Annotated in this window: 19 protein-coding genes and 2 tRNA genes; 11 read left to right on the top strand and 10 right to left on the bottom strand. The window is 60.6% G+C overall.

Translation table 11 applies throughout. The features are described 5' to 3' along the window. The first annotated feature begins 13 nt into the window (after window positions 1-13). On the top strand, window positions 14-3472 hold the full coding sequence (gene smc, locus AC1DUP_RS17855; protein WP_477833479.1) for a chromosome segregation protein SMC: 3459 nt from the start codon (window positions 14-16) through the stop codon (window positions 3470-3472). 99 nt (window positions 3473-3571) lie between these two features. Here the strand turns inward: smc and AC1DUP_RS17850 are convergent, their stop codons facing one another. Further along, window positions 3572-3865, bottom strand: a complete 294-nt coding sequence (locus tag AC1DUP_RS17850) for a hypothetical protein (RefSeq protein ID WP_162805054.1) — start codon at window positions 3863-3865, stop codon at window positions 3572-3574. Between the two features lie 49 nt (window positions 3866-3914). On the opposite strand from AC1DUP_RS17850, the gene ppdK reads away from it, so the two are divergent. Further along, on the top strand, window positions 3915-6581 hold the full coding sequence (gene ppdK / locus AC1DUP_RS17845) for a pyruvate, phosphate dikinase (RefSeq protein ID WP_113309894.1): 2667 nt from the start codon (window positions 3915-3917) through the stop codon (window positions 6579-6581). Here the strand turns inward: ppdK and AC1DUP_RS17840 are convergent. Continuing rightward, window positions 6575-6850: a hypothetical protein gene (locus AC1DUP_RS17840; RefSeq protein ID WP_477833476.1), complete on the bottom strand. Its 276-nt coding sequence runs from the start codon at window positions 6848-6850 to the stop codon at window positions 6575-6577. The two genes, ppdK and AC1DUP_RS17840, sit on opposite strands and share 7 nt — an antisense overlap. A 71-nt stretch (window positions 6851-6921) precedes the next feature. Beyond that, window positions 6922-7119, bottom strand: coding sequence for a hypothetical protein (locus tag AC1DUP_RS17835; protein WP_113297162.1), 198 nt, complete (start codon window positions 7117-7119; stop codon window positions 6922-6924). A gap of 109 nt (window positions 7120-7228) precedes the next feature. Here AC1DUP_RS17835 and AC1DUP_RS17830 point away from each other — a divergent pair, with 109 nt between their 5' ends. Then, window positions 7229-7474 carry a hypothetical protein gene (locus tag AC1DUP_RS17830; protein WP_113297161.1) on the top strand — a complete coding sequence of 82 codons (246 nt, stop codon included), beginning with the start codon at window positions 7229-7231 and terminating at the stop codon, window positions 7472-7474. A gap of 3 nt (window positions 7475-7477) precedes the next feature. On the opposite strand, the gene AC1DUP_RS17825 is transcribed toward AC1DUP_RS17830, so the two are convergent. Continuing rightward, a complete protein-coding gene (locus AC1DUP_RS17825) occupies window positions 7478-7867 on the bottom strand; it encodes a hypothetical protein (RefSeq protein WP_113297160.1) in 390 nt (129 codons plus the stop codon). A gap of 225 nt (window positions 7868-8092) precedes the next feature. Here AC1DUP_RS17825 and AC1DUP_RS17820 point away from each other — a divergent pair, with 225 nt between their 5' ends. Then, window positions 8093-8998 (top strand): DUF1499 domain-containing protein, encoded by a 906-nt coding sequence (locus AC1DUP_RS17820; protein WP_113297159.1) that lies wholly within the window; start codon window positions 8093-8095, stop codon window positions 8996-8998. 167 nt (window positions 8999-9165) lie between these two features. Here the strand turns inward: AC1DUP_RS17820 and AC1DUP_RS17815 are convergent, their stop codons facing one another. The 3 genes from AC1DUP_RS17815 to AC1DUP_RS17805 are packed head-to-tail and all read right to left on the bottom strand — an operon-like array spanning window position 9166 to window position 10837. Beyond that, the gene (locus AC1DUP_RS17815) at window positions 9166-9621 is read right to left on the bottom strand and encodes a DCC1-like thiol-disulfide oxidoreductase family protein (RefSeq protein WP_113509659.1); all 456 of its coding nucleotides are present in this window, start codon (window positions 9619-9621) and stop codon (window positions 9166-9168) included. 2 nt (window positions 9622-9623) lie between these two features. Further along, window positions 9624-10538 carry an MBL fold metallo-hydrolase gene (locus tag AC1DUP_RS17810; RefSeq protein WP_477833473.1) on the bottom strand — a complete coding sequence of 305 codons (915 nt, stop codon included), beginning with the start codon at window positions 10536-10538 and terminating at the stop codon, window positions 9624-9626. Between the two features lie 2 nt (window positions 10539-10540). Further along, window positions 10541-10837: a cupin domain-containing protein gene (locus AC1DUP_RS17805; protein WP_477833471.1), complete on the bottom strand. Its 297-nt coding sequence runs from the start codon at window positions 10835-10837 to the stop codon at window positions 10541-10543. A gap of 159 nt (window positions 10838-10996) precedes the next feature. On the opposite strand from AC1DUP_RS17805, the gene AC1DUP_RS17800 reads away from it, so the two are divergent. Further along, a tRNA-Gln gene (locus AC1DUP_RS17800) sits at window positions 10997-11071 on the top strand. 22 nt (window positions 11072-11093) lie between these two features. Here the strand turns inward: AC1DUP_RS17800 and AC1DUP_RS17795 are convergent. Continuing rightward, window positions 11094-11699: a TetR/AcrR family transcriptional regulator gene (locus AC1DUP_RS17795; RefSeq protein ID WP_113309898.1), complete on the bottom strand. Its 606-nt coding sequence runs from the start codon at window positions 11697-11699 to the stop codon at window positions 11094-11096. Between the two features lie 111 nt (window positions 11700-11810). On the opposite strand from AC1DUP_RS17795, the gene AC1DUP_RS17790 reads away from it, so the two are divergent. The 3 genes from AC1DUP_RS17790 (at window position 11811) to AC1DUP_RS17780 (ending at window position 16302) form a co-directional block, all read left to right on the top strand. Beyond that, window positions 11811-12497: a PspA/IM30 family protein gene (locus tag AC1DUP_RS17790; protein ID WP_113309899.1), complete on the top strand. Its 687-nt coding sequence runs from the start codon at window positions 11811-11813 to the stop codon at window positions 12495-12497. Window positions 12498-12531: 34 nt separating this feature from the next. Beyond that, window positions 12532-12813, top strand: a complete 282-nt coding sequence (locus AC1DUP_RS17785; protein WP_113309900.1) for a YiaA/YiaB family inner membrane protein — start codon at window positions 12532-12534, stop codon at window positions 12811-12813. A gap of 93 nt (window positions 12814-12906) precedes the next feature. Further along, on the top strand, window positions 12907-16302 hold the full coding sequence (locus tag AC1DUP_RS17780; RefSeq protein WP_477833468.1) for an acyl-[ACP]--phospholipid O-acyltransferase: 3396 nt from the start codon (window positions 12907-12909) through the stop codon (window positions 16300-16302). Between the two features lie 127 nt (window positions 16303-16429). Here the strand turns inward: AC1DUP_RS17780 and AC1DUP_RS17775 are convergent, their stop codons facing one another. Continuing rightward, window positions 16430-16840: a hypothetical protein gene (locus AC1DUP_RS17775; RefSeq protein ID WP_113297152.1), complete on the bottom strand. Its 411-nt coding sequence runs from the start codon at window positions 16838-16840 to the stop codon at window positions 16430-16432. 261 nt (window positions 16841-17101) lie between these two features. Between AC1DUP_RS17775 and AC1DUP_RS17770 the strand changes: the two genes are divergently transcribed. From AC1DUP_RS17770 to AC1DUP_RS17760, 3 genes are all read left to right on the top strand, one after another. After that, window positions 17102-17178 (top strand) — tRNA-Pro (locus AC1DUP_RS17770). Between the two features lie 258 nt (window positions 17179-17436). After that, window positions 17437-18411, top strand: a complete 975-nt coding sequence (locus AC1DUP_RS17765) for a flagellin N-terminal helical domain-containing protein (protein ID WP_477833466.1) — start codon at window positions 17437-17439, stop codon at window positions 18409-18411. Between the two features lie 326 nt (window positions 18412-18737). Beyond that, window positions 18738-18923 (top strand): hypothetical protein, encoded by a 186-nt coding sequence (locus tag AC1DUP_RS17760; protein ID WP_113297151.1) that lies wholly within the window; start codon window positions 18738-18740, stop codon window positions 18921-18923. Between the two features lie 333 nt (window positions 18924-19256). Here AC1DUP_RS17760 and yghU read toward each other — a convergent pair whose 3' ends face one another. Next, entirely contained in the window at window positions 19257-20135 is an 879-nt protein-coding gene (yghU, locus tag AC1DUP_RS17755; RefSeq protein ID WP_477833463.1) for a glutathione-dependent disulfide-bond oxidoreductase, read from the bottom strand. Between the last annotated feature and the right edge of the window lie 135 nt (window positions 20136-20270).

The raw sequence follows: 20270 nt of genomic DNA, 5'->3' as shown, positions 1-20270 counted from the left end.
ATGAGGCGGTGGCATGAAGTTCAACAAGCTTCGCCTTGTCGGCTTCAAATCCTTCGTAGAACCGACCGAATTCATCATCGAGCGTGGCCTGACGGGTGTCGTCGGGCCGAACGGCTGCGGCAAGTCCAATCTCGTCGAGGCCCTGCGTTGGGTCATGGGCGAGAATTCCTACAAGAATATGCGCGCGTCGGGCATGGACGACGTCATCTTCTCCGGCTCGGGAAACCGGCCGGCGCGCAACACAGCGGAAGTCGCGCTTTATCTCGATAATGGTGAGCGCACTGCGCCCGCTGCCTTCAACGACAGCGATGAAATCCAGGTCACCCGCCGCATCGAGCGTGAGCAGGGGTCGATCTACCGCATCAACGGCAAGGAAAGCCGTGCCAAGGATGTGCAGCTTCTCTTCGCCGATGCCTCCACCGGCGCGCGCTCTCCCTCCATGGTCGGGCAAGGGCGTATCGGCGAGTTGATAGCCGCAAAGCCGCAGGCCCGCCGGCAGCTCTTGGAAGAGGCGGCCGGTATCTCCGGTCTGCATTCCCGTCGCCACGAGGCCGAGCTTCGCCTGCGCGCCGCCGAAAGCAATCTGGAGCGGCTGGATGACGTCACCTCGCAGCTCGAAAACCAGATCGAGAGCCTGAAGCGTCAGGCCCGTCAAGCAAACCGCTTCAAAACGCTCTCTGCCGATATCCGCGCCCGGGAGGCGATGCTGCTGCATATCCGCTGGGTGCAGGCGAAGGAGGCCGAAGGCGAAGCCGATAGCGCGCTCAACCAGGCAACCGTCGTCGTCGCCGAAAAGGCACAGAACCAGATGGAAGCGGCGAAGAACCAGGGCATTGCGAGCCTGAAGCTGCCCGAACTGCGCGAGGGTGAGGCGCGGGCGGCCGCAGCGCTCCAACGCCTGCAGATCGCCCGAAGCCAGCTCGAGGAGGATGCCAATCGCATCCTGCGCCGCCGTGACGAGCTTACTCGCCGTCTGGCGCAGCTTTCGGAAGACATCAGGCGCGAGGAACGGCTCGTCGCCGACAATGCCGCCATCCTCGCGAGACTCGATGCCGAAGAGGCCGATATCGCTGACATCCTCGCCGATTCCGGCCGTCATGCCGAAGAGACACGGCAGGCTTTCGAAGAGGCGGCCGTAAAGCTTGCCGACAGCGAACGCGTCTTCACCAGCCTGACGGCAGAACGCGCTGAAGCCGCTGCCGGCCGCAATCAGCTGGAGCGCGCCATCCGTGATCTTGCCGAGCGCAAGCTGCGACTTGAGCGCCAGATGGACGAAGCAAACCGCGAACTTGCCGGCGTCGAGCAGAAGATCGCCACATTGCCGGATCCGGACGAGAGGCGCGCTGTGGTCGAGGCGGGCGAGATTGCCGTCGCCGAAGCTGAGGCCACGATCCAGTCCGTCGAGCAGGCGCTCGCAACTGCGCGCCAGACGGAAGCGCTCTCCCGCGCGCCAGTCGAACAGGCACGCAGCAAGCTCAATGCGCTGGAAACGGAAGCCCGTACTATCCAGCGTATGCTGGCCGGCGCTGCAGCAGGCGAATTTCCGCCGGTTGCCGAGGAGCTGAAGGTCGATCGCGGTTTCGAGACGGCGCTCGGTGCCGCACTCGGAGACGATCTCGAATCCCCGCTCGATCCGAATGCGCCCGCCCACTGGTCGGAAAACGGCGATGGCTCCGATGATTCGGCCCTTCCTGCCGGCGCCGCGCCCCTGCTGAACCACGTCCGCGCCCCCGCTGCGCTGATCCGTCGGCTGCGCCAGATCGGTCTGGTCACCGACGCCGACGCGCAGCGTCTGGTGAAGGAACTCAAGGCCGGCCAGCGCTTGGTGACCAAGGAAGGCGCTGTCTATCGCTGGGATGGCCATATCGCAGGCGCAGATGCGCCGAGTGCCGCGGCCTTGCGCCTTGCCCAGAAGAATCGCCTTGCCGAGCTGGAGGGCGAGGCGGAGCTTGCCCGCGACGTTCTGAGCGAGGCTGAGGAGCGCCTTGCCGCCGCCGCCGATACCATCCGCGAGGAGGAGCGCAAGCTGACGGAGGCCCGCGACATCAACCGCCTGTCTGCCCGTCATCTGGCCGAGGCGCGAGAGGCGCTCGCCGCCGCAGAACGTGCCTCGGGCGATCTGATTCGCCGCCGCGATGTTGTCGCCGAAGCCGTCAGCCAGTTACAGGCGCAGCTCAAGGATGTCGCCGTTCAGGACGAGAACGCCCGCATCGAGCTGGAGGATGCGCCTGACCTGACCGTGCTCGACGAGCGGCTGCGTTTCCAGCAGGCCGAGGTCGCGACGGATCGCGGCGCGCTTGCTGAAGCCCGTGCCCGTCACGAGAGCCTGAACCGGGAGAACGACGCCCGTCAGCGCCGCATCGTCGCCATCGCCCAGGAGCGCGAGACATGGCGTCAGCGGGCGGCCAGCGCCGAGGATCACATCGCAACGCTGCGCGAGCGCGAAGAGGAGGCCCGCGAGGAAGCCGCCGAACTCGAAATGGCGCCGGACGAATTCGATGACAAGCGCCGCGCTTTGCTGACGGAGTTGCAGAAGGCCGAGGAAGCTCGCCGCCATGCCGCCGATCTCTTGGCGCAGGCCGAACTTCTGCAGCGCGATGCCGACCACAAGGCAGCGACCGCGCTCTCCGAACTTGCCGAAAGCCGCGAGCGCCGCGGCCGCGCCGAGGAGCGCCTCGTCTCCGCCCGCGAGAGGCGGCAGGAAAGCGAGCAGCGTATCCGTGAGGCGCTGAACGTGGCCCCGCACGAGGCGCTGCGCCTTGCCGGCCGGCCGGGACTGCAGACCTTGCCCGATCCGCACGAGGTCGAGCGCGAGGTGGAGCGGCTGCGGATAGAGCGCGAGCGACTGGGTGCCGTGAACCTGCGGGCCGACGAGGAGCAGAAAGAACTCACCGAGAAGCTGGAGACACTCATCAAGGAGCGCGACGACGTCATCGATGCCATCCGCAAGCTGCGCGGCGCGATCCAGAGCCTCAACCGCGAGGGTCGCGAACGCCTGATCGCTGCGTTCGATGTCGTCAATGCGCAGTTCCAGCGCCTCTTCACGCACCTTTTCGGCGGCGGCACGGCGGAGCTGCAACTGATCGAATCCGATGATCCGCTGGAAGCCGGCCTCGAAATTCTTGCCCGCCCCCCGGGCAAGAAGCCGCAGACCATGACGCTGCTGTCAGGCGGCGAGCAGGCGCTGACGGCGATGGCGCTGATCTTTGCCGTCTTCCTCACCAATCCTGCCCCGATTTGTGTGCTGGATGAGGTGGACGCGCCGCTCGACGACCACAATGTCGAGCGTTACTGCAATCTGATGGACGAGATGGCGGCTTCCACCGAGACCCGATTCGTCATCATTACCCACAATCCCATCACCATGGCGCGCATGAATCGCCTCTTTGGTGTCACGATGGCTGAGCAGGGTGTTTCCCAGCTTGTCTCGGTCGATTTGCAGACTGCAGAGCGTATCCGCGAGACGGCTTGAGGCGGCATTTTAATTAAAGACCAAAAAAGGTCACCTCCACATGGGCTGCGTACCCCATTTGGGTGATGCTCTTTTGCGCGCATTGCATTAGAAGTTGTTTTAGCGCAACCGCGTCATTGCGGATAAGTAGCAATCGATCGTTGCGCTCAGTGGAATTTGCAATGCTGCCTTCGGATTGGGGTGGGGGACCGAAGGCCTCAAGGCATTAAATGGACCCCCCGTCCGGTTTTCCTGGCCGGACGGAAACAAGGCTTTGCGGGACAGTTGTTGCAGTCCCGCAAAGCTTTTTTTATGCGCCTTTTTGCGCCCCGCCATTTTCAATCGTTTGATTCTGCACCCTGTCAGGGGATTTATTGTGCGGCGCAACATTTCGCCGCATTTGTCGATTTTCATTTCAACACCAAGGGATTAAGCTGGTCGCCGAAATGGTGTTGGGGGAAAGATGACCAAGTGGGTCTATACGTTCGGCAACGGACAGGCTGAGGGCCGGGCGCGAGATAAGGAGGTTCTTGGCGGCAAGGGCGCCAATCTCGCAGAAATGTGCAGCCTTGGTCTCCCGGTTCCTCCTGGCCTGACCATCGTCAGTGAAGCCTGCACCACCTATTACAAGAACGGCCGCAAGATCGATCCTGACCTGAAACAGCAGGTTCTCGCAGGCATTGCCGGCATCGAGGAAATCACCGGCCATCGTTTCGGCTCGGGCAAACGGCCCCTTCTGCTTTCCGTGCGGTCGGGCGCGCGCGTTTCCATGCCGGGCATGATGGATACGGTGCTCAATCTCGGCCTCAACGACGAGACGGTGCAGGCGCTCGGCCACGATGCCGGCGACGCACGCTTCGCCTGGGATAGCTATCGCCGCTTTATCCAGATGTATGCCGACGTCGTCATGGGTCTCGGCAATGACCTCTTCGAGGAAATCCTCGAGGATGAGAAGGGTCGCCTGGGCCACGAGTTCGATACCGAACTCAACGCTTCCGAATGGCAGCATGTCGTTTCGCTCTACAAGGCGCTGATCGAGGAGGAGCTGGATGAGGCTTTCCCGCAGGATCCGGCGGTCCAGCTCTGGGGTGCCGTCGGCGCGGTGTTTTCGAGCTGGATGAGCGCACGCGCCGTCACCTACCGCCAGCTTCACAATATTCCGGAAGCCTGGGGCACGGCGGTCAATATCCAGGCCATGGTCTTCGGTAACCTCGGCAATGCATCGGCCACGGGTGTTGCCTTCACCCGCAATCCCTCGACCGGGCAGAAGCTGCTTTACGGCGAATTCCTCGTCAATGCACAGGGCGAGGACGTCGTCGCCGGCATCCGCACGCCGCAGAGCATCACCGAAGAAGGGCGCATCGCCTCAGGCTCCGAAAAGCCCTCGATGGAAAAGCTGATGCCGGAGGCCTTTGCCGAGTTCGGTCGTATCTGCGACGAACTCGAAGCCCACTACCGCGATATGCAGGACATCGAATTCACCATCGAGCGCGGCAAGCTCTGGATGTTGCAGACACGCTCCGGCAAACGCTCGACACGCGCGGCAATGAAGATTGCCGTCGACATGGTCGACGAGCGCGTGATTACCGAGAAAGAGGCCGTGCTGCGCATCGAGCCGTCGTCACTCGACCAGCTCCTGCATCCGACCATTGATCCGCGCGTCAGCCGCCAGGTGATCGGCACCGGTCTGCCTGCCTCGCCAGGGGCTGCCACCGGCGAGATCGTCTTCACGGCGGAAGAGGCGGTCGAGGCGGAAGCCGAGGGACGCAAGGTTATCCTGCTGCGCGTCGAGACCAGCCCGGAAGACATTCACGGCATGCATGCCGCCGAGGGCATCCTGACGACGCGCGGCGGCATGACCAGCCATGCAGCTGTCGTTGCCCGCGGCATGGGCATTCCTTGCGTCGTGGGCGCCGGCACCATGCGCATCGATGCCCGCAATGAGCGTCTGATCGGCATCGGCGTCACGTTGAAGAAGGGCGACGTCATCACCATCGACGGTTCGGCCGGCCAAGTGCTGAAGGGCGAGGTGCCGATGATCCAGCCGGAACTGTCAGGCGATTTCGGCCGCATCATGGGCTGGGCAGACCGCGCGCGGCGCATGACTGTGCGCACCAATGCCGACACGCCGGCCGATGCGCGCGCCGCCCGCTCCTTCGGCGCCGAGGGCATTGGGCTTTGCCGCACCGAGCACATGTTTTTCGAGGGCGAGCGCATCCATGCCATGCGCGAGATGATCCTTGCCGAAGACGAGAAGGGCAGGCGGGGAGCGCTCGACAAGCTGCTTCCCATGCAACGGAGCGATTTCACCGGCCTGTTCACCGTAATGCACGGCCTGCCGGTAACGATCCGCCTGCTCGATCCGCCGCTGCACGAATTCCTGCCGAAGACGGACGAGGAGATTGCCGAAGTCGCTTATGCCATGGGCATGGAGCCTGTAGCACTTCGCCAGCGCGTCGATGCGCTGCACGAGTTCAATCCCATGCTCGGTCATCGCGGTTGCCGCCTTGCCATCTCCTATCCTGAAATTGTCGAGATGCAGGCTCGCGCCATCTTCGAAGCGGCCGTCGCGGCAGCGCAGGAAACCGGCGCCGCCGTCGTTCCCGAAATCATGGTGCCGCTTGTCGGCCTGCGTTCCGAACTGGATTATGTGAAGGCGAAGATCGATGCCGTGGCGCAAGACGTCATGTTGGAGGCCAAAATGCGCATCGACTATCTGGTTGGCACGATGATCGAACTGCCGCGCGCAGCACTGCGCGCCCATGTCATTGCCGAAGTGGCCGAATTCTTTTCCTTCGGCACCAACGATTTGACGCAGACCACCTTCGGCATTTCACGCGACGATGCTTCGGCTTTCATCCCAACCTACCAGCGCAAGGGCATCATCGAGCATGATCCCTTCATATCCCTGGATTTCGACGGGGTTGGCGAGCTGATTCGTATCGCTGCCGAGCGCGGCCGGCGCACGCGCAACGACATGAAGCTCGGCATCTGCGGCGAGCATGGCGGCGATCCTGCCTCGATCCATTTCTGCGAGACGATCGGCCTCGACTATGTCTCCTGTTCGCCCTTCCGCGTCCCGATCGCCCGGCTCGCAGCAGCGCAGGCGGTCATCTCTGGCGCTCAGTGACGATAGCGATAATAGCGCGGGTAAACGTAGGGACCGTTCAGATTATAGGCCATGTCGGCCATCACCCAATCGCTGTCGTAGCGAGCCTGGGCGCGGCGGTCTAGATCGATGCGCTGCAGGCACGTGGCAAACCCGTCTGTCCCGCGCTTGAAGCCGTAGCCGAAGCAGGTTTGCTCGTCACGTGCCCGCCGCTCCTCGGGCGTCAGCGTCTGACAGGCGGCCAGAGCTGCGGCCAGAACAGCAATAAGCGGCAGGACATATGGGCGCATCGGTCGATTCCTTGGAGCATGAACGTCAGGCCAAGAAAGTCCATCTGCCTGGCGCCGTCAACCTGACTATATCAGGCCGCGCCAGCCGGGTCGCCTATCGGCAGCAGCGCCGGATCCAGCGGCGGGTCCTGCGGGTTCTTGGTGTCGCTCGGATCCTGCGCCGGCGTCAGCGGCGGCTTTTCCCGACTGCGGTCGGGAATGCCCGGCGTCGGTTGCGGGCCAAGTGGCGACTCTGCACCGGGAGTGGGAATGGGGTCTCTATTCGGCATGATTTGCCTCCTTCGTTAGAGAAGGAACGGCAGGAAGCATGCTTGGTTCCACTTTCGCCGCCATGCGTTCCTATGTAAGAGCAAAGACAGCAGCACTGGAAAGAGCACCATGGCGATCCGCGATCGATTCTCGAAGAAACTTACCTGCCCGCAATGCGGCAACAGCGGCTTTGCCGAAGCCTCCGAGATCGACGACGCCAAGCGCAAAACCCCCGACTTCAAGGTGGATCAACTGCCGCGAGGCTTCTTCGTGCAGCGGCCTTCGGTCCATCCGGAAACATTCATGCTGAAATGCGAATGCGGCCGCAAGTTTCCCTTCCGCTCGCTGGCGGAGGCTGCAGCCGGCCGTGACTGACGCCTAGATTCGCTCCAGCACCTCGATGAAGGCATCGGCAAAACGCACCAGATGCTCAGTATCCGCGTCGGGCGCCTGCATGCGGATTTCCGCACCGTTCTGGTCGAGCAGGGCAAGAACCACGCGCATCTTATTGTCCGATGTCGGGATGCGCAGAACCGCGATGCGCCGGCAATCCTCGATGAGGCCCGCCGCCGGCAGGTCGAACAGAAATTCGCCGCGGGTTTCGGTCGCCGCCTTGCGCACCGCCTCGCAGAAGCCGGCTTCGCCGTCAGCATAGCCTTCCAGCGAAAGTTCGAGTTCGAGCAGTTCCAGCGGTAGTAGCGGCTCGGCGCGGTCGATGCCGCCAAGCGAGGAAGCCCGCGGCCTTTCCATCGTCTCGGATGAGATCATCTGTCTCTCCTGTTTCGTGGGAAATACATGAGACCTCGGCAGAATGGCCTTTTTACGGCATATCAGCAACGGCTTATGGAGATCGCGTGCTCTTTGATTTGGCCTTTGAAGTGGATTGCTTCGGCAATGCTCAGACAAGAGTTTCAATTTAGACGAATCTTGCACTAGAAAAGTCGATGGTGGCAGATGCATTCAAAAGCTGCCGCCGACCAACCGGTAAATTTAATGGCCATCCGCTTCGATCGTCCCATTTCCAGCGCCGCCCGCTTCTCGCGGCACTTCGGGGCGTTTGCACTTGTACTGTCCGTGGCGGTGCTGATCGCCCATCGTTTCGGCGGGTTGGCGACACCCTATCTCATCCTGGTGCTGCTCGTTTCCGTTGGCTGCGCGATCCTTGCCACCCTGCTGGCTGCGATCGGCCTGCGCAGCCTCTGGATGACGGGTGCCGAAGGCGGGCTGAATGCGCTGGCTGCACTGATCTACGCCGCCTTTCCGCTGGGCATCGGCGCCTTCGCCGCCGAGCGCTATTTCACCCTGCCGGCGATCTATGACGTGACGACGGATACGGCCGCCGCACCCGACTGGCTGTCGCTGCCGCAGGCCGACCAGATCTGGCTGCCGCGCGATCCGGTGATTACCCCCGGCGACCGCGAGAGGCAGCTTGCCGCCTATCCGGAACTCACCGGCCGCCGTTACGACGGTGCACTCGACCGCGTTCTCGAGGCGGTCAAGAAGGTCGCCAAGCAGAACGGCATCACCATCACCAAAAGCGAAGGCGATACGACGCCCGGCCGTGAACTGGAGGACAGACCCGTTCCCGCTCAGCCGGAAAGCGGTGTGGCCGACTCACCCGACGTCATCCCCGTGCCGACGCCGCGGCCCTATGAGGATAGTGTTGCAAAGCTGATCCGCGGCGCCAATGGCGTGATGCTGCAGGGCACGACCCGCACCCTCATCCTCGGCCTGCGTTTCGACTTCATCATCCGTCTGCGAGAAGAAGCTGAAACCACCTTCGTCGACGTCCGCGTCGCCTCGCGCTACGGCCAGCACGACCTTGGCTTCAGCGCCGAGGTGGCCGAGCAATATCTTGCTGCCCTCGATTCAGAACTATTGGGGATTGCGGGAGGGTGAGGCCCGGTGCTGCGGAGCAGCAGCAATCGATCCAGTGAATCGATTGCAGGGCCGAACGCCCTGAGCCATGCGAGGAGCGGGATACGGTGAGGCATATTAAAACGCCCTTGCCGCAGTCAATTGCGCTGGCACCTGATCCTTGATGAAGCGCCGTGTAAACCATCAGCCTACCCCAAAAACCGCTCCCGCACCTCAGCCGTCGGCACCATGCAACTCTCCCGCCGCCCTGCAATCCTCAACCGGTTCCGCGCAACCACTCCATAAGCCGCATCCGCAATCCGCCGCGGCACGATCCGCAGCACTCCGGCCAGAGCCCACGGCATTGCGAGCCCCTCCAGCATGCGGAGCGTCGCATCTGATTTGTAATAGGCGCGGCCCGTGTCGATGAGCAGGTTAGTCTCGTAGTTCCGCGTCTCCAGCCCGTAATGCCGATAGAGCGCCTCGCCGAGCGGCGTCTGGGCGACGATGAAGCGATAGCGTTTCCCGGTATCCCGCTTCAGCAGGAACTGCACCCAGCCGGAGCAGAAGACGCATTCGCCATCGAAGAGGATAAGCGGCTTATCGTCCGCAAAAGCGGGCACGGACGGGTCGTCGCGATAGCTGTAATCCGCACGCGCCGCCATCGTCAGCCTCCCGCCAGTCGATAATGCGCAAAGAGGGAAGGTGGCCCGTCGGCGCTGACCTCGCCGCGCTCCATAAGGTCCTCGATATGCGCCAGCACCGAAAGTGCCGCAGCACCATGCAGCCGCCTATCGGTATCGCGGTACATCACCTTCACCATCTCTGGAATGATGCTGTCCCCCATTCGGATACGCTCGATGATGGAGCGCTCCCGCAGGCGTCTGTGGGTCTTCAGGCCGCGCAGGAAGGGCGCCGGCGACGTCACTGGCCCGCCATGGCCAGGCAGCAGCAGGCTATCGCCACGGGCGATCAACTTGTCGAGCGAGGCCATATAGTCCGCCATGGAGCCATCGGGGGGTGCAACGATCGTCGTTGCCCAGGCCATCACATGGTCGGCTGAAAACAGGATGCCACGGTCCTCAAGCGCAAACGCCGCATGATTGGCGGTGTGGCCCGGGGTCAGCACGCCCGTCAGCGCCCAGCCATCGCCGCAAATCGTCTCCCCGTCGCGGATGGCAATATCAGGCACGAAATCCATGTCTGAGCTTTCCGCAAAAGGATTGATCTCGCCGTCGCGCAGCGGCCGCGACGGGCGGTGCGGGCCTTCGCCGACCGTCAGCGCTCCCGTCTCCTCTTTCAGCCGCCTTGCGAGCGGCGAGTGGTCCCGATGGGTGTGACTGACGAAGATATGCGTCACCTGCCGGCCGGCAAGCGCTGCCATCAGGGCTTCGAAATGCGCCTCGTCCTCCGGTCCCGGATCGATGACGGCGACAGACGAATCCCCGACAATATAGCTGTTCGTGCCGCGGAAGGTAAAAGGGCTCGGATTATTCGCCGTCAGGCGCTGGATGCCGGTTTTGATCGGAACAGCCCGTCCGTAAGCCGGATCGAAGGAAAGATCGAAGTTCGCGCCGGACATGTCTATTTATATTCGATCTCGATGAAGGACATCGGCTGGTCGCCGGCATTGACGACATTGTGCTCGGTGCCCGCCTCGCGGCGATAGGCAGCGCCCTTGGCGATATCCACCCTGCGGTTTCCCTCGGCATCCTCGATGAGGAACTGGCAGTCGGTCATCGGCACGACGACGTAACCAAGCCCGTGCGTATGAACGCCGGTATCGGCTCCCGGCTCGAAATCCCACTGGGTGATGCGCACGACGGCATCGTCGAGTATGAGCGTCGCGAGCGCTGGCGGACGGGCGCGATATTGGCTCAACGGTAGCTCCATTGGCTGTGTCGATCCCCAAAGTCCTACCATGCCGGGCATGGCCGCRCATACAAATATGACGTCGCAGTAAACTTAGTGATTGTGAGGCAGACAGACCTTTGCTAATCAGGCGACGTTTTGGCGAAGCGACATTCGCTTCAGCTCTGGTGGGGCGTAGCCAAGCGGTAAGGCAGCGGTTTTTGGTACCGCCATCCCCTGGTTCGAATCCAGGCGCCCCAGCCACATCTTCCGGACAATCCGTGAGTCATCTCCTCGAAGCTGCACCCGCGGCAATAGTCTGCACAAGCTCGTCCACCTCCCGTGCAAGGCGCTCGGGCGGCAAGCCGACGAAGCGGCCTTCGAGGCTGATGCTGACAACACCGTGAACGGCACCGAACAGGGTGCGGGCGCGGATGGCCCTGTCTTCCGCAGGCATATCGGGTTGCAGTTCGGCAAGCGGTTCGGCAATCACATTCATCAAAAAGAGATGCTCGTCGAGATGCCATTGCGGCGTCGGGCTGGTTTCGGGCGGAAAGTGGTCGAACAGCGCCTTCCAGAGATTTCGGTTTTCGACCGCGAAACTTAAATATCCCTGCGCCAGCTTACGCAGCCGGTCTGTCGGCGTCGTGTCTCTGGTTTCGGGTAGCGTCAGCCTTGCCTCCAGCGCCTTTAGCGTTGTGGAGTTCACGTGGATGACGAGTTCGGAGAGATCGGCGAAGACCGTATAGAGCCCACCGAGCGCACACCCGGCATCCTGTGTGATGTCGCGCGCCCTGAGATTGGCGAGCCCCTCCTCGGCAATCCGGTTTCGCGCCGCATCGATCAGCCGTGTCTTCAGATCCTCGCGTTTTTCTTCTCTTTTGCCGGCCATTAACCATCTCGCTTCGATTCCATGAACGGTGTTCAAAATTATTCTTGAACACCGTTCATGATTCTGCCATAACTCAACTCGTGAACAACGTTCATAAACCGGAGGAAGGAAATGTTCAAACTGATTTCGACATTGCTGCGGGGCAGGGCCCATGATGCCGAACAGGCCTTTGCTGACCGCAACGCCGTACCTCTTCTCGCTCAGCAGATTCGCGATGCAGCGCAATCGATCCAGTCGGCCCGTCGCAGCGTAGCGATCGCCATTGCCCAGAACGAGCAGGAGCGGATCCAGCATGCAATGATTGTCTCCCGGATCGACGATCTCGAAACCCGCGCTTCCGCGGCGCTCGCCAAGGGCAATGAAGCACTGGCCCGGGAGGCGGCCGAAGCGATCGCCTATCTCGAGGCCGAGCGCGATCAATCCGAAAAGGCCCAGGCTCAGTTTACGACCGCAATCGACAAACTGAAGGGAATTGTCCGCGTCTCGGAAACGCGGCTGCAGGAACTGCAGCGTGGCGAGCGCCTGGCCCGCGCCACCGAAGAGGCGCAGAAGCTTGATGTCACCGTGGCCGGTCCAGGTTTTGCGACGCTTGACGATGCGGAGGAGACCCTTGCGCGCCTTCGCATCCGCCAGAAGCAGAATGAACTGACAGCCTCGGCCATGAAGGAGATGGAGACCTCCACACGTCCCGCTGGGATCATCGAGAAGCTTGCCAATGCCGGATGCGGCGCGCCTTTGCGCTCCTCCGCCGATGATGTGCTCGCCCGTCTGCGCAGCCGCATCAATCCCGCCGCTTAAAGTCAACGCCATCAAACCTGAGGGAATCACGACAATGAACGACAGTTTCCAGAAACATTCCGCCAGCTGGGTCAGCTTCTCCTACATCTCTTTCGGTGCAGCAGCCTTCATGCTGGCCCTCGGCCTCTATATGATGCCGCTCGATCTCTGGGGAAAAGGCTATCTGGCCATGGGCATTCTGATGCTGATGCAGACGACGGTGAACATCACCAAGACACTGCGCGACAATGCCGAATCCGAGAAGCTGATCCGCAAGGTCGAAGACGCTCGCACGGAGAAGCTGCTCGTCAAGTTCAATCGTAACGGTGAAGATTGATCTTCGTTAACTACACTATAGAGTTGTTATCGCGCTCAACTTTTACGCAACAACTCTATGGCCTTGTCTGTGGATCTCACAAGGAGCCAGCCGATGCAACGCAGCCTGATGACTTCGAGGAAATTCGCGCCGTTGTTCTGGACGCAATTCCTGACCGCCTTCAACGACAACTTTCTCAAGAACACCCTGGTGTTCCTGATCCTGTTCCAGATGTCGGCCAATGAAGGTGCCGCGCTCGTCACGCTCGCCGGCGTCATCCTCATCGTGCCGTTTCTGCTGCTTTCGGCCATCGGCGGCGAACTCGCAGACAAGCACGACAAGGCAAGGATCGCCGAACTTCTGAAACGATGCGAGATCGCGGTCGCCGCCCTTGCCGTCGTCGGTCTTGCATTCTCGTCCATCTGGATACTGATGGCGGCGCTGTTTGGCTTTGGCGTCGTCTCTGCGCTTTTCGGACCGATCAAATATGGCATCCTGCCCGACCATCTGGAGCGCCGCGACCTGCCGAAGGCCAACGCCTGGATCGAGGGCGGCACGTTCATTGCCATCCTCGCCGGCACGATTGTTGCTGCATTTGCCTTTTCCGGCGGCGACAATGTCCTTGTCTTCGGCACGATGATGATGGGGCTTTCGGTGATCTGCTGGCTTGCCAGCCGGATGATCCCGGCAACCGGCTCCAAGGCTCCCGATCTCAGGATCGACACCAACGTCATCCGCTCCAGTTACAATCTCGTCATGGAAATCCGCAGCGACAAGCGCCTCTGGCGTTCGGCGCTGATGAACTGCTGGTTCTGGCTGGTTGGCGCCTTCGTCCTGTCCATCCTGCCGACCATGGTCACGGAATTGCTTGGTGGTTCGGAAATCGTCGTGCCGGCCTATCTGACGGTCTTTGCCGTCGCTGTCGCGATCGGTTCGGCAATCGCTGCCTGGATGTCGTCGGGTCGCATCGTTTTGCTGCCGGCGCCGATCGGCACGGCGCTGCTTGCCATCTTCAGCCTCGACCTCGCCTGGAACCTCTGGGGTCTGCAATCGACCAGCCACGCGACGACCATCCTCACCTTCTTCGCCGGTCAGAACACCATCCGCGTCGCAATCGACCTCGCCGGGATGGCGATCTCAGGCGCCTTCATTGCGGTACCGACATTCGCTGCATTGCAGACCTGGGCACATGAGGACCGCCGCGCCCGCGTCATCGGCGCTGCCAATGTCCTGTCGGCCCTCTTCATCACGGTCGGCCTTGGTGCCGTTGCCGTCGTCCAGGCCCTGGGCGCCTCCATTCCGCAGATCCTGATCGGCCTCGGCATCATCAATTTCGTCGTTGCCTGGCTGATGCTGAAGACGTTGCCAACCAATCCTTTCCGCGATTTCGTCTCGATCCTGTTTCGTGCGTTCATGCGGCTGGAAGTAGAAGGCCTCGAAAACATCAAGAAGGCAGGTCGCGCACCGATCATCGCGCTCAATCATGTCAGCTTGCTCGACGGTGCGCTGGCACTCGCCATCACCGAGGAAGAACCGGTCTTTGCGGTCGACTACAAGATCGCCCAGGCGTGGTGGGTCAGACCCTTCCTGAAGATGTGCAAATTCCTGCCGCTCGATCCGACCAAGCCGATGGCGACACGTTCGCTGATCAAGGTGGTGCAGGACGGCAGCCCGATCGGCATCTTTCCCGAGGGACGCCTGACGGTGACCGGCACATTGATGAAGGTCTATGACGGCGCCGCCATGGTTGCGGACAAGACCGGATCGATGGTGGTGCCGGTGCGGATCGACGGCCTGGAGAAGAGCTATCTCTCCTATCTTGATAACGGCAAGATCCGCCGCCGGCTGTTTCCCAAGGTCAAGGTCACCATTCTCGAGCCGGTGAAGCTGGAAGTTCCGCCTGAGCTCAAGGGTCGCAAGCGCCGCACGGCGGCGGGCGCTGCCCTCTATCAGGTCATGTCGAACCTGATGTTCAGGACCGCCGATACGTCCTCGACCGTCCTTGATCGCATCATTGAGGCGAGCCGCGAATACGGCATGAGCAAGCTCGCCGTCGAAGATCCGGTCACCGGCAAGCTCACCTACGGCAAGCTGCTGACGGGTGCCGCGGTGCTCGGCGCCAAGTTCCGCACAATGTTCCCGGAAAACAACCTCGGCGTCATGCTGCCGAATGCCAATGGCGCTGCCGCTACCCTTCTCGGCGTCATGACAGCGGGCAAGGTGCCGGCCATGCTGAATTTTACTGCCGGTGCGGCCAACATCCTTTCCGCCTGCAAGGCCGCAGAGGTGAAGCACGTCCTTACGTCTCGCGCTTTCGTCAAGCAGGCCAAGCTGGGGCCTGTTATCGAGGAGATGGAGAAGCAGGTGAAGATCGTCTGGCTTGACGATCTGCGTGCCGAAATTGGTTCCGTGAGCAAGATCAGAGGCTATCTGCACAAGGCAAGGCCGCTGGTGAAACGCCGGCCGGATGATCCGGCAGTGATTCTCTTCACCTCGGGTTCCGAAGGTACACCGAAGGGCGTGGTCCTGACCCATCGCAACATCCTGTCGAACGCCGCTCAGGCAGCCGCCCGCATCGATTTCCACAGCGGCGACAAGGTGTTCAACATCTTGCCCGTCTTCCATTCCTTCGGGCTGACGGCAGGCACCGTGCTGCCTCTGATCTCGGGCGTGCCGGTCTACTTCTATCCCTCGCCGCTGCACTACCGCATCGTCCCCGAACTGATTTACGTCTCGAACGCCACGATCATCTTTGGCACCGACACCTTCCTCAACGGCTACAGCAGGACAGCGCATCCTTATGACTTCCGCTCTATCCGCTATATTTTCTCCGGCGCGGAGCCGGTGAAGGCCTCGACCCGCGCGACCTATATGGAGAAATTCGGCCTGCGCATTCTGGAAGGTTATGGCGTCACCGAAACCGCACCGGTCATTTCGATCAACACGCCGATGTACAACAAGTCGGGCACAGTCGGCAAAATCCTGCCGGGCATGGAATGGAAGCTCGAGCCGGTACCCGGTATCGATGAGGGTGGCCGGCTCGTCGTTCGCGGCGACAACGTCATGGCGGGTTATCTGCGCGCCGAAAATCCCGGTGTCCTTGAGCCGCTCGTCGACGGCTGGCACGATACCGGCGACATCGTCACCATCGACGAGGATGGTTTCGTCAAGATCCGCGGCCGCGCCAAGCGCTTCGCCAAGATCGGCGGCGAGATGATATCGCTTGCGGCCGTCGAGACGCTTGCCGCAGAACTCTGGCCGGGCGCTCTCTCGGTCGTCTCCTCGATACCGGACGCAAAGAAGGGTGAGCGGCTGGTTCTCCTGACCGATGCGCCGACTGCCACCCGCAGCGAGTTCCTCGCTTTTGCCAAATCAAAGGGCGCCATGGATATGGTGGTGCCGGCCGAGATCATTATCGGCACGGTGCCGGTGCTTGGCTCGGGAAAGGTGGATTTTGTCACGGCGCGCAAAATGGCCGAAAGCACAGCACAGCCGGAGCAGGCGGCATAAGCCTGGCTTCATCCTGCGCAGCCCGGCTCATGCTTTTCAATCGCTGCCTGTCGAACTGCAGCGATGTCCGTTAAAACGAAAACAGGCGGCATGGCCGCCTGTTTTGATGTCCCGGACAAACCGTCCGTTACTTCTGTTCTGGCGCCAGGAATTCGGCACAGTAGGAAGAACCGCTCACACCCGGGATATCATTGACGGTGCGGATGTCACGGATCGTGTAGTCGGAGTTGGTGGTGATTTCGGCTTGGCAGCGCAGATAGAGCGTGCGGGCTGCCGCAATCTGCTTGCCGCGCTTGCCATCGGCGCCTTCGGCATATTTCGCGGGAACGCGCACCGTCTTGTAACCGCCTTTCCAGCTGTAGATCGTCGAAGAGCCTTCGTCGCGATCGCTGAGCGGCGGGCCGTAGGCGGCAAAGAACTTGCCGGCCGACTGGCCGACCCAGCGGGCTTCGATCGGATCGCCGGGAGTGGGTATGGTGGTGCATCCGGCAAGCGCAATTGCAAGCGCGGCGGCCCCGGTCATGGTGCGGAGTTTCATCGTGTCGTCCCTGATATTTAGCCAGTGGCTGCGAAGCCGCCTTTGCGGCGGTTTCGCCTGTCCCGCCAAGCCCTTTAGCGTGTAACCCGGCAAAAGAAAATTGCCACTTGGCCGCTTCTGAAGAATTTGCCGGGGGTGTGGCTTTTTGCTGCACGGCCTGGCGAAAGGCCCTGTCACGAGCCTGTCAAAAATTCCCGCGCCTTTTTGAATTTTGGTGCTTGCGCAACATTATAGGCCGGTCTATAGAGGCGCCGCTGGTCACGGAGTGTAGCGCAGTCTGGTAGCGCACCACGTTCGGGACGTGGGGGTCGAGTGTTCGAATCACTCCACTCCGACCAGCTCTAATCTCTTGTATTCCCGATACAAAATTATCTCCCGAAATTACGGGTTAATTTTTCCGCTACCGTTACTATAAGGTGTCGCCCACCTGCGAGTTTTGGGTTCCGTATATTCGGATAAGCTCACTGCCGTCGGACTGATTTACTTTAGTAATTTGTTGTTAACCATGAATTGCTACCAAAATTCATCTCCTGGATGCATGACGCATTCGATTCCCTTCTATGGCCGCTACCGTCGCCATTTTCCAAGGATCGTTGATGTCATCAATCATCACCAACAATTCTGCCATAGCAGCGCTCCAGACTTTGCGAGGAACCGGCCGTTCCTTGCAGCAGACGCAGGAGCATGTGTCGACGGGTCTCCGAGTTGAAAAGGCTGCGGACAACGCGGCGTATTGGTCGATTTCGACCACGATGAGGTCGGATGCGAAAGCCATATCAGCAGTTGAGGATGCGCTGGGTCTAGCCGCGAATACCGTCGACACCGCATATGTTGGTATGTCCAACGCAATCGACGTGATGAGCGCATTCAAAGCAAAGCTGGTTGCGGCCCATGAATCTGGCGTTGACAAAACAAAGATAAATGAGGAGCTGAGCCAGCTCAAACAGCAGCTGAAATCGATTGCGGCTTCGGCTTCCTTCAACGGCCAAAATTGGCTTTGGATGACTGATCCCACAGACCCGCAACAAAATGGTGTCAAGCAGTTGCCGGGGGCATTTGTCCGTGACGCTTCTGGGAACGTCTCGGTACAACCTATAAGCTTCGACATGACCGCGAGCTTCGATACAGATCAAGTCTACTACTTGATTTCGGACGGCGGCTGCGACGGGATTATAACGAATTCCGGTTTCGCTAACATTCTCGGGTACACCAGAGAATGGGTGGTCTTTAATGGTGACAACCATCAGATACACCCCGAGATGATCCTAACGCCGCAGACGACAAACGAAGAACTGGACGAGATGACAGGTATTACGGAGCTTATGCTTCAGCGAATGGTTGACGTCGGTTCCATGTTCGGCTCGCTCACAAAACGCATCTCCATGCAGACCGAATTCGCATCGACACTCCAAGACTCTATTGCGTCAGGTATCGGCCGTCTCGTGGACGCCGACATGGAAGAGGAATCATCCCGGTTGGCTGCCTTCCAAACCCAGCAGCAGCTCGCGATTCAATCTTTATCGATTGCAAATCGAGCCCCGCAAAACATGCTCTCGCTTATCCAATCGTAAACAGGCCACGCCGAAAATTCGGATTGTCGCTGGCTGCTGCCGTTGCGATCTTATGTATTAATCCTGACATCGAAGCCGCGATGGTACTGGCTGCCAGAACCTCTTTGAAAACACGCTTGCGACAGCAATTGGCAGTGTGGTTTCTGGCTGCATCTCCGCCGATGACGTCGTCGCGCGGTGAGTTGCTGCCGGTGTAGGCAGAACGAAGTTGGGATGATGGTTTCTCCTTCAGCCCGCCGATTTGAAACAGCCAAAATTCAGAATTTTAGATTTTGCTAACGAACAAATAGGCGCTAAGCTGGCTTCCTTCGGAGGAGGAAGCGTCAATGAAGAAGATGAACAATCGACAAGTTCGGATTCCAGGCCCGAAAGATCAGGATATCACCGAGCATTGCCGAAAATTCGGGATAGGCCCGGCCGAGGAGAAGAAGCTGAAGAAGCTCCTGGGTCATAGGGCGCCGCTCCATGAGATTCAGGCGAACGCTTCCAAGCCTCAGCCGAAGTGGCGTTAGAGCGGAACCTTTCTTCACCTCAAGCTATGAACGCGATCGTTGGTGGCCCACTCTGACGCGGGTGCAGGATTTTCCCATTCCCGGATGCTTGAAATAAAAAGCCCCGCCGGTGGCTTTCGGCGGGGTAGATGGGGAAAGCTCTCCGAAAGGTGGCAGGAGAGCTCGGGCATTTCAGCAAGTCTGAAAGAATGAGGCGAGGGCACTTTTGCCGGATTCGGTACAGTTCGCTTAAAAACCCGTAATTTTTAGTGGGAAAACTCGCAATTTCGGCTTGGCACCGTTTTTTGGCGAGGAGAGCACGCCGTCGCAGCGACGTGCCCGCCTTCGATTATATCAGCTGGCCGCCTGCAGCTTGTCCTGCGTCTTCGTATCGAAGTCGCTGGCGTCATGGCGTTCATGGAGTTGGCTGGAGGGCTCGCCGCTGACGCGGTTGACCATCCGGCCGCGCTTGACGGCAGGGCGTTCGCCAATCAGGTCGGCCCAGCGCTTCATGTTCTTGTACTCCTGCACCTGCAGGAATTCGGCGGAATCATTGTACATCCAGCCCTTCACGAGGCCGCCATACCAGGGCCAGATCGCCATGTCGGCGATGGTGAAGTCGTCGCCGGCGATATATTCGCTTTCAGCCAGACGCCGGTCGAGCACGTCGAGCTGGCGCTTGGTTTCCATGGCAAAACGGTTGATCGCATATTCGATCTTCGTCGGCGCATAGGCATAGAAATGGCCGAAGCCGCCGCCGAGATAGGGCGCGCTTCCGACTTGCCAGAACAGCCAGGAGAAGCATTCGGCGCGCTTGGCCGGATCGGTCGGCAGGAAGGCGCCGAATTTTTCTGCGAGATAGGTGAGGATCGCGCCGGATTCGAAGATGCGCACCGGCTTTTCGCCGCTTCGGTCCATCAGCGCCGGGATCTTGGAATTCGGGTTGATCTCGACGAAGCCGCTGCCGAACTGATCGCCATCGCCGATCCTGATCAGCCAGGCATCATATTCCGCGCCGCGATGGCCAAGCGCCAGCAGTTCCTCCAGCATGATCGTCACTTTCACGCCATTCGGCGTTCCAAGCGAATAAAGCTGCAGCGGATGGCGGCCGACCGGCAACTCTTTTTCACGGGTCGGGCCGGCAATCGGGCGATTGATGCTGGCGAATTGGCCGCCGTTTTCCTTGTCCCAGGTCCAGATCTTAGGGGGCGTATAGTCGGACGAACTGGTCATGTGAGCTCCTGACAGAATAACTTCGTGTTTTGCATGAAAGGCCCAATCCTTAACCTCAATTGGGACCCATGAACATATTGGTAGCAATGAAGTTATTGTCATCAGGGCGGCGGCTTTTTAATTGCCGCCGCAGAG

It is taken from the genome of Rhizobium sp. 01L419, assembly GCF_056400025.1.
Note: the sequence above shows the minus strand (reverse complement) of the source record. Positions and strands in the feature narration are given on the sequence as shown.

Bases quoted from the DNA above. Each gene is read 5' to 3' on its own strand.
- smc (WP_477833479.1), top strand. From the start codon at position 14: ATGAAGTTCAACAAGCTTCGCCTTGTCGGCTTCAAATCCTTCGTAGAA.
- AC1DUP_RS17850 (WP_162805054.1), bottom strand. From the start codon at position 3,865: ATGAAAATCGACAAATGCGGCGAAATGTTGCGCCGCACAATAAATCCC.
- ppdK (WP_113309894.1), top strand. From the start codon at position 3,915: ATGACCAAGTGGGTCTATACGTTCGGCAACGGACAGGCTGAGGGCCGG.
- AC1DUP_RS17840 (WP_477833476.1), bottom strand. From the start codon at position 6,850: ATGCGCCCATATGTCCTGCCGCTTATTGCTGTTCTGGCCGCAGCTCTG.
- AC1DUP_RS17835 (WP_113297162.1), bottom strand. From the start codon at position 7,119: ATGCCGAATAGAGACCCCATTCCCACTCCCGGTGCAGAGTCGCCACTT.
- AC1DUP_RS17830 (WP_113297161.1), top strand. From the start codon at position 7,229: ATGGCGATCCGCGATCGATTCTCGAAGAAACTTACCTGCCCGCAATGC.
- AC1DUP_RS17825 (WP_113297160.1), bottom strand. From the start codon at position 7,867: ATGATCTCATCCGAGACGATGGAAAGGCCGCGGGCTTCCTCGCTTGGC.
- AC1DUP_RS17820 (WP_113297159.1), top strand. From the start codon at position 8,093: ATGGCCATCCGCTTCGATCGTCCCATTTCCAGCGCCGCCCGCTTCTCG.
- AC1DUP_RS17815 (WP_113509659.1), bottom strand. From the start codon at position 9,621: ATGGCGGCGCGTGCGGATTACAGCTATCGCGACGACCCGTCCGTGCCC.
- AC1DUP_RS17810 (WP_477833473.1), bottom strand. From the start codon at position 10,538: ATGTCCGGCGCGAACTTCGATCTTTCCTTCGATCCGGCTTACGGACGG.
- AC1DUP_RS17795 (WP_113309898.1), bottom strand. From the start codon at position 11,699: ATGGCCGGCAAAAGAGAAGAAAAACGCGAGGATCTGAAGACACGGCTG.
- AC1DUP_RS17790 (WP_113309899.1), top strand. From the start codon at position 11,811: ATGTTCAAACTGATTTCGACATTGCTGCGGGGCAGGGCCCATGATGCC.
- AC1DUP_RS17785 (WP_113309900.1), top strand. From the start codon at position 12,532: ATGAACGACAGTTTCCAGAAACATTCCGCCAGCTGGGTCAGCTTCTCC.
- AC1DUP_RS17780 (WP_477833468.1), top strand. From the start codon at position 12,907: ATGCAACGCAGCCTGATGACTTCGAGGAAATTCGCGCCGTTGTTCTGG.
- AC1DUP_RS17775 (WP_113297152.1), bottom strand. From the start codon at position 16,840: ATGAAACTCCGCACCATGACCGGGGCCGCCGCGCTTGCAATTGCGCTT.
- AC1DUP_RS17765 (WP_477833466.1), top strand. From the start codon at position 17,437: ATGTCATCAATCATCACCAACAATTCTGCCATAGCAGCGCTCCAGACT.
- AC1DUP_RS17760 (WP_113297151.1), top strand. From the start codon at position 18,738: ATGAAGAAGATGAACAATCGACAAGTTCGGATTCCAGGCCCGAAAGAT.
- yghU (WP_477833463.1), bottom strand. From the start codon at position 20,135: ATGACCAGTTCGTCCGACTATACGCCCCCTAAGATCTGGACCTGGGAC.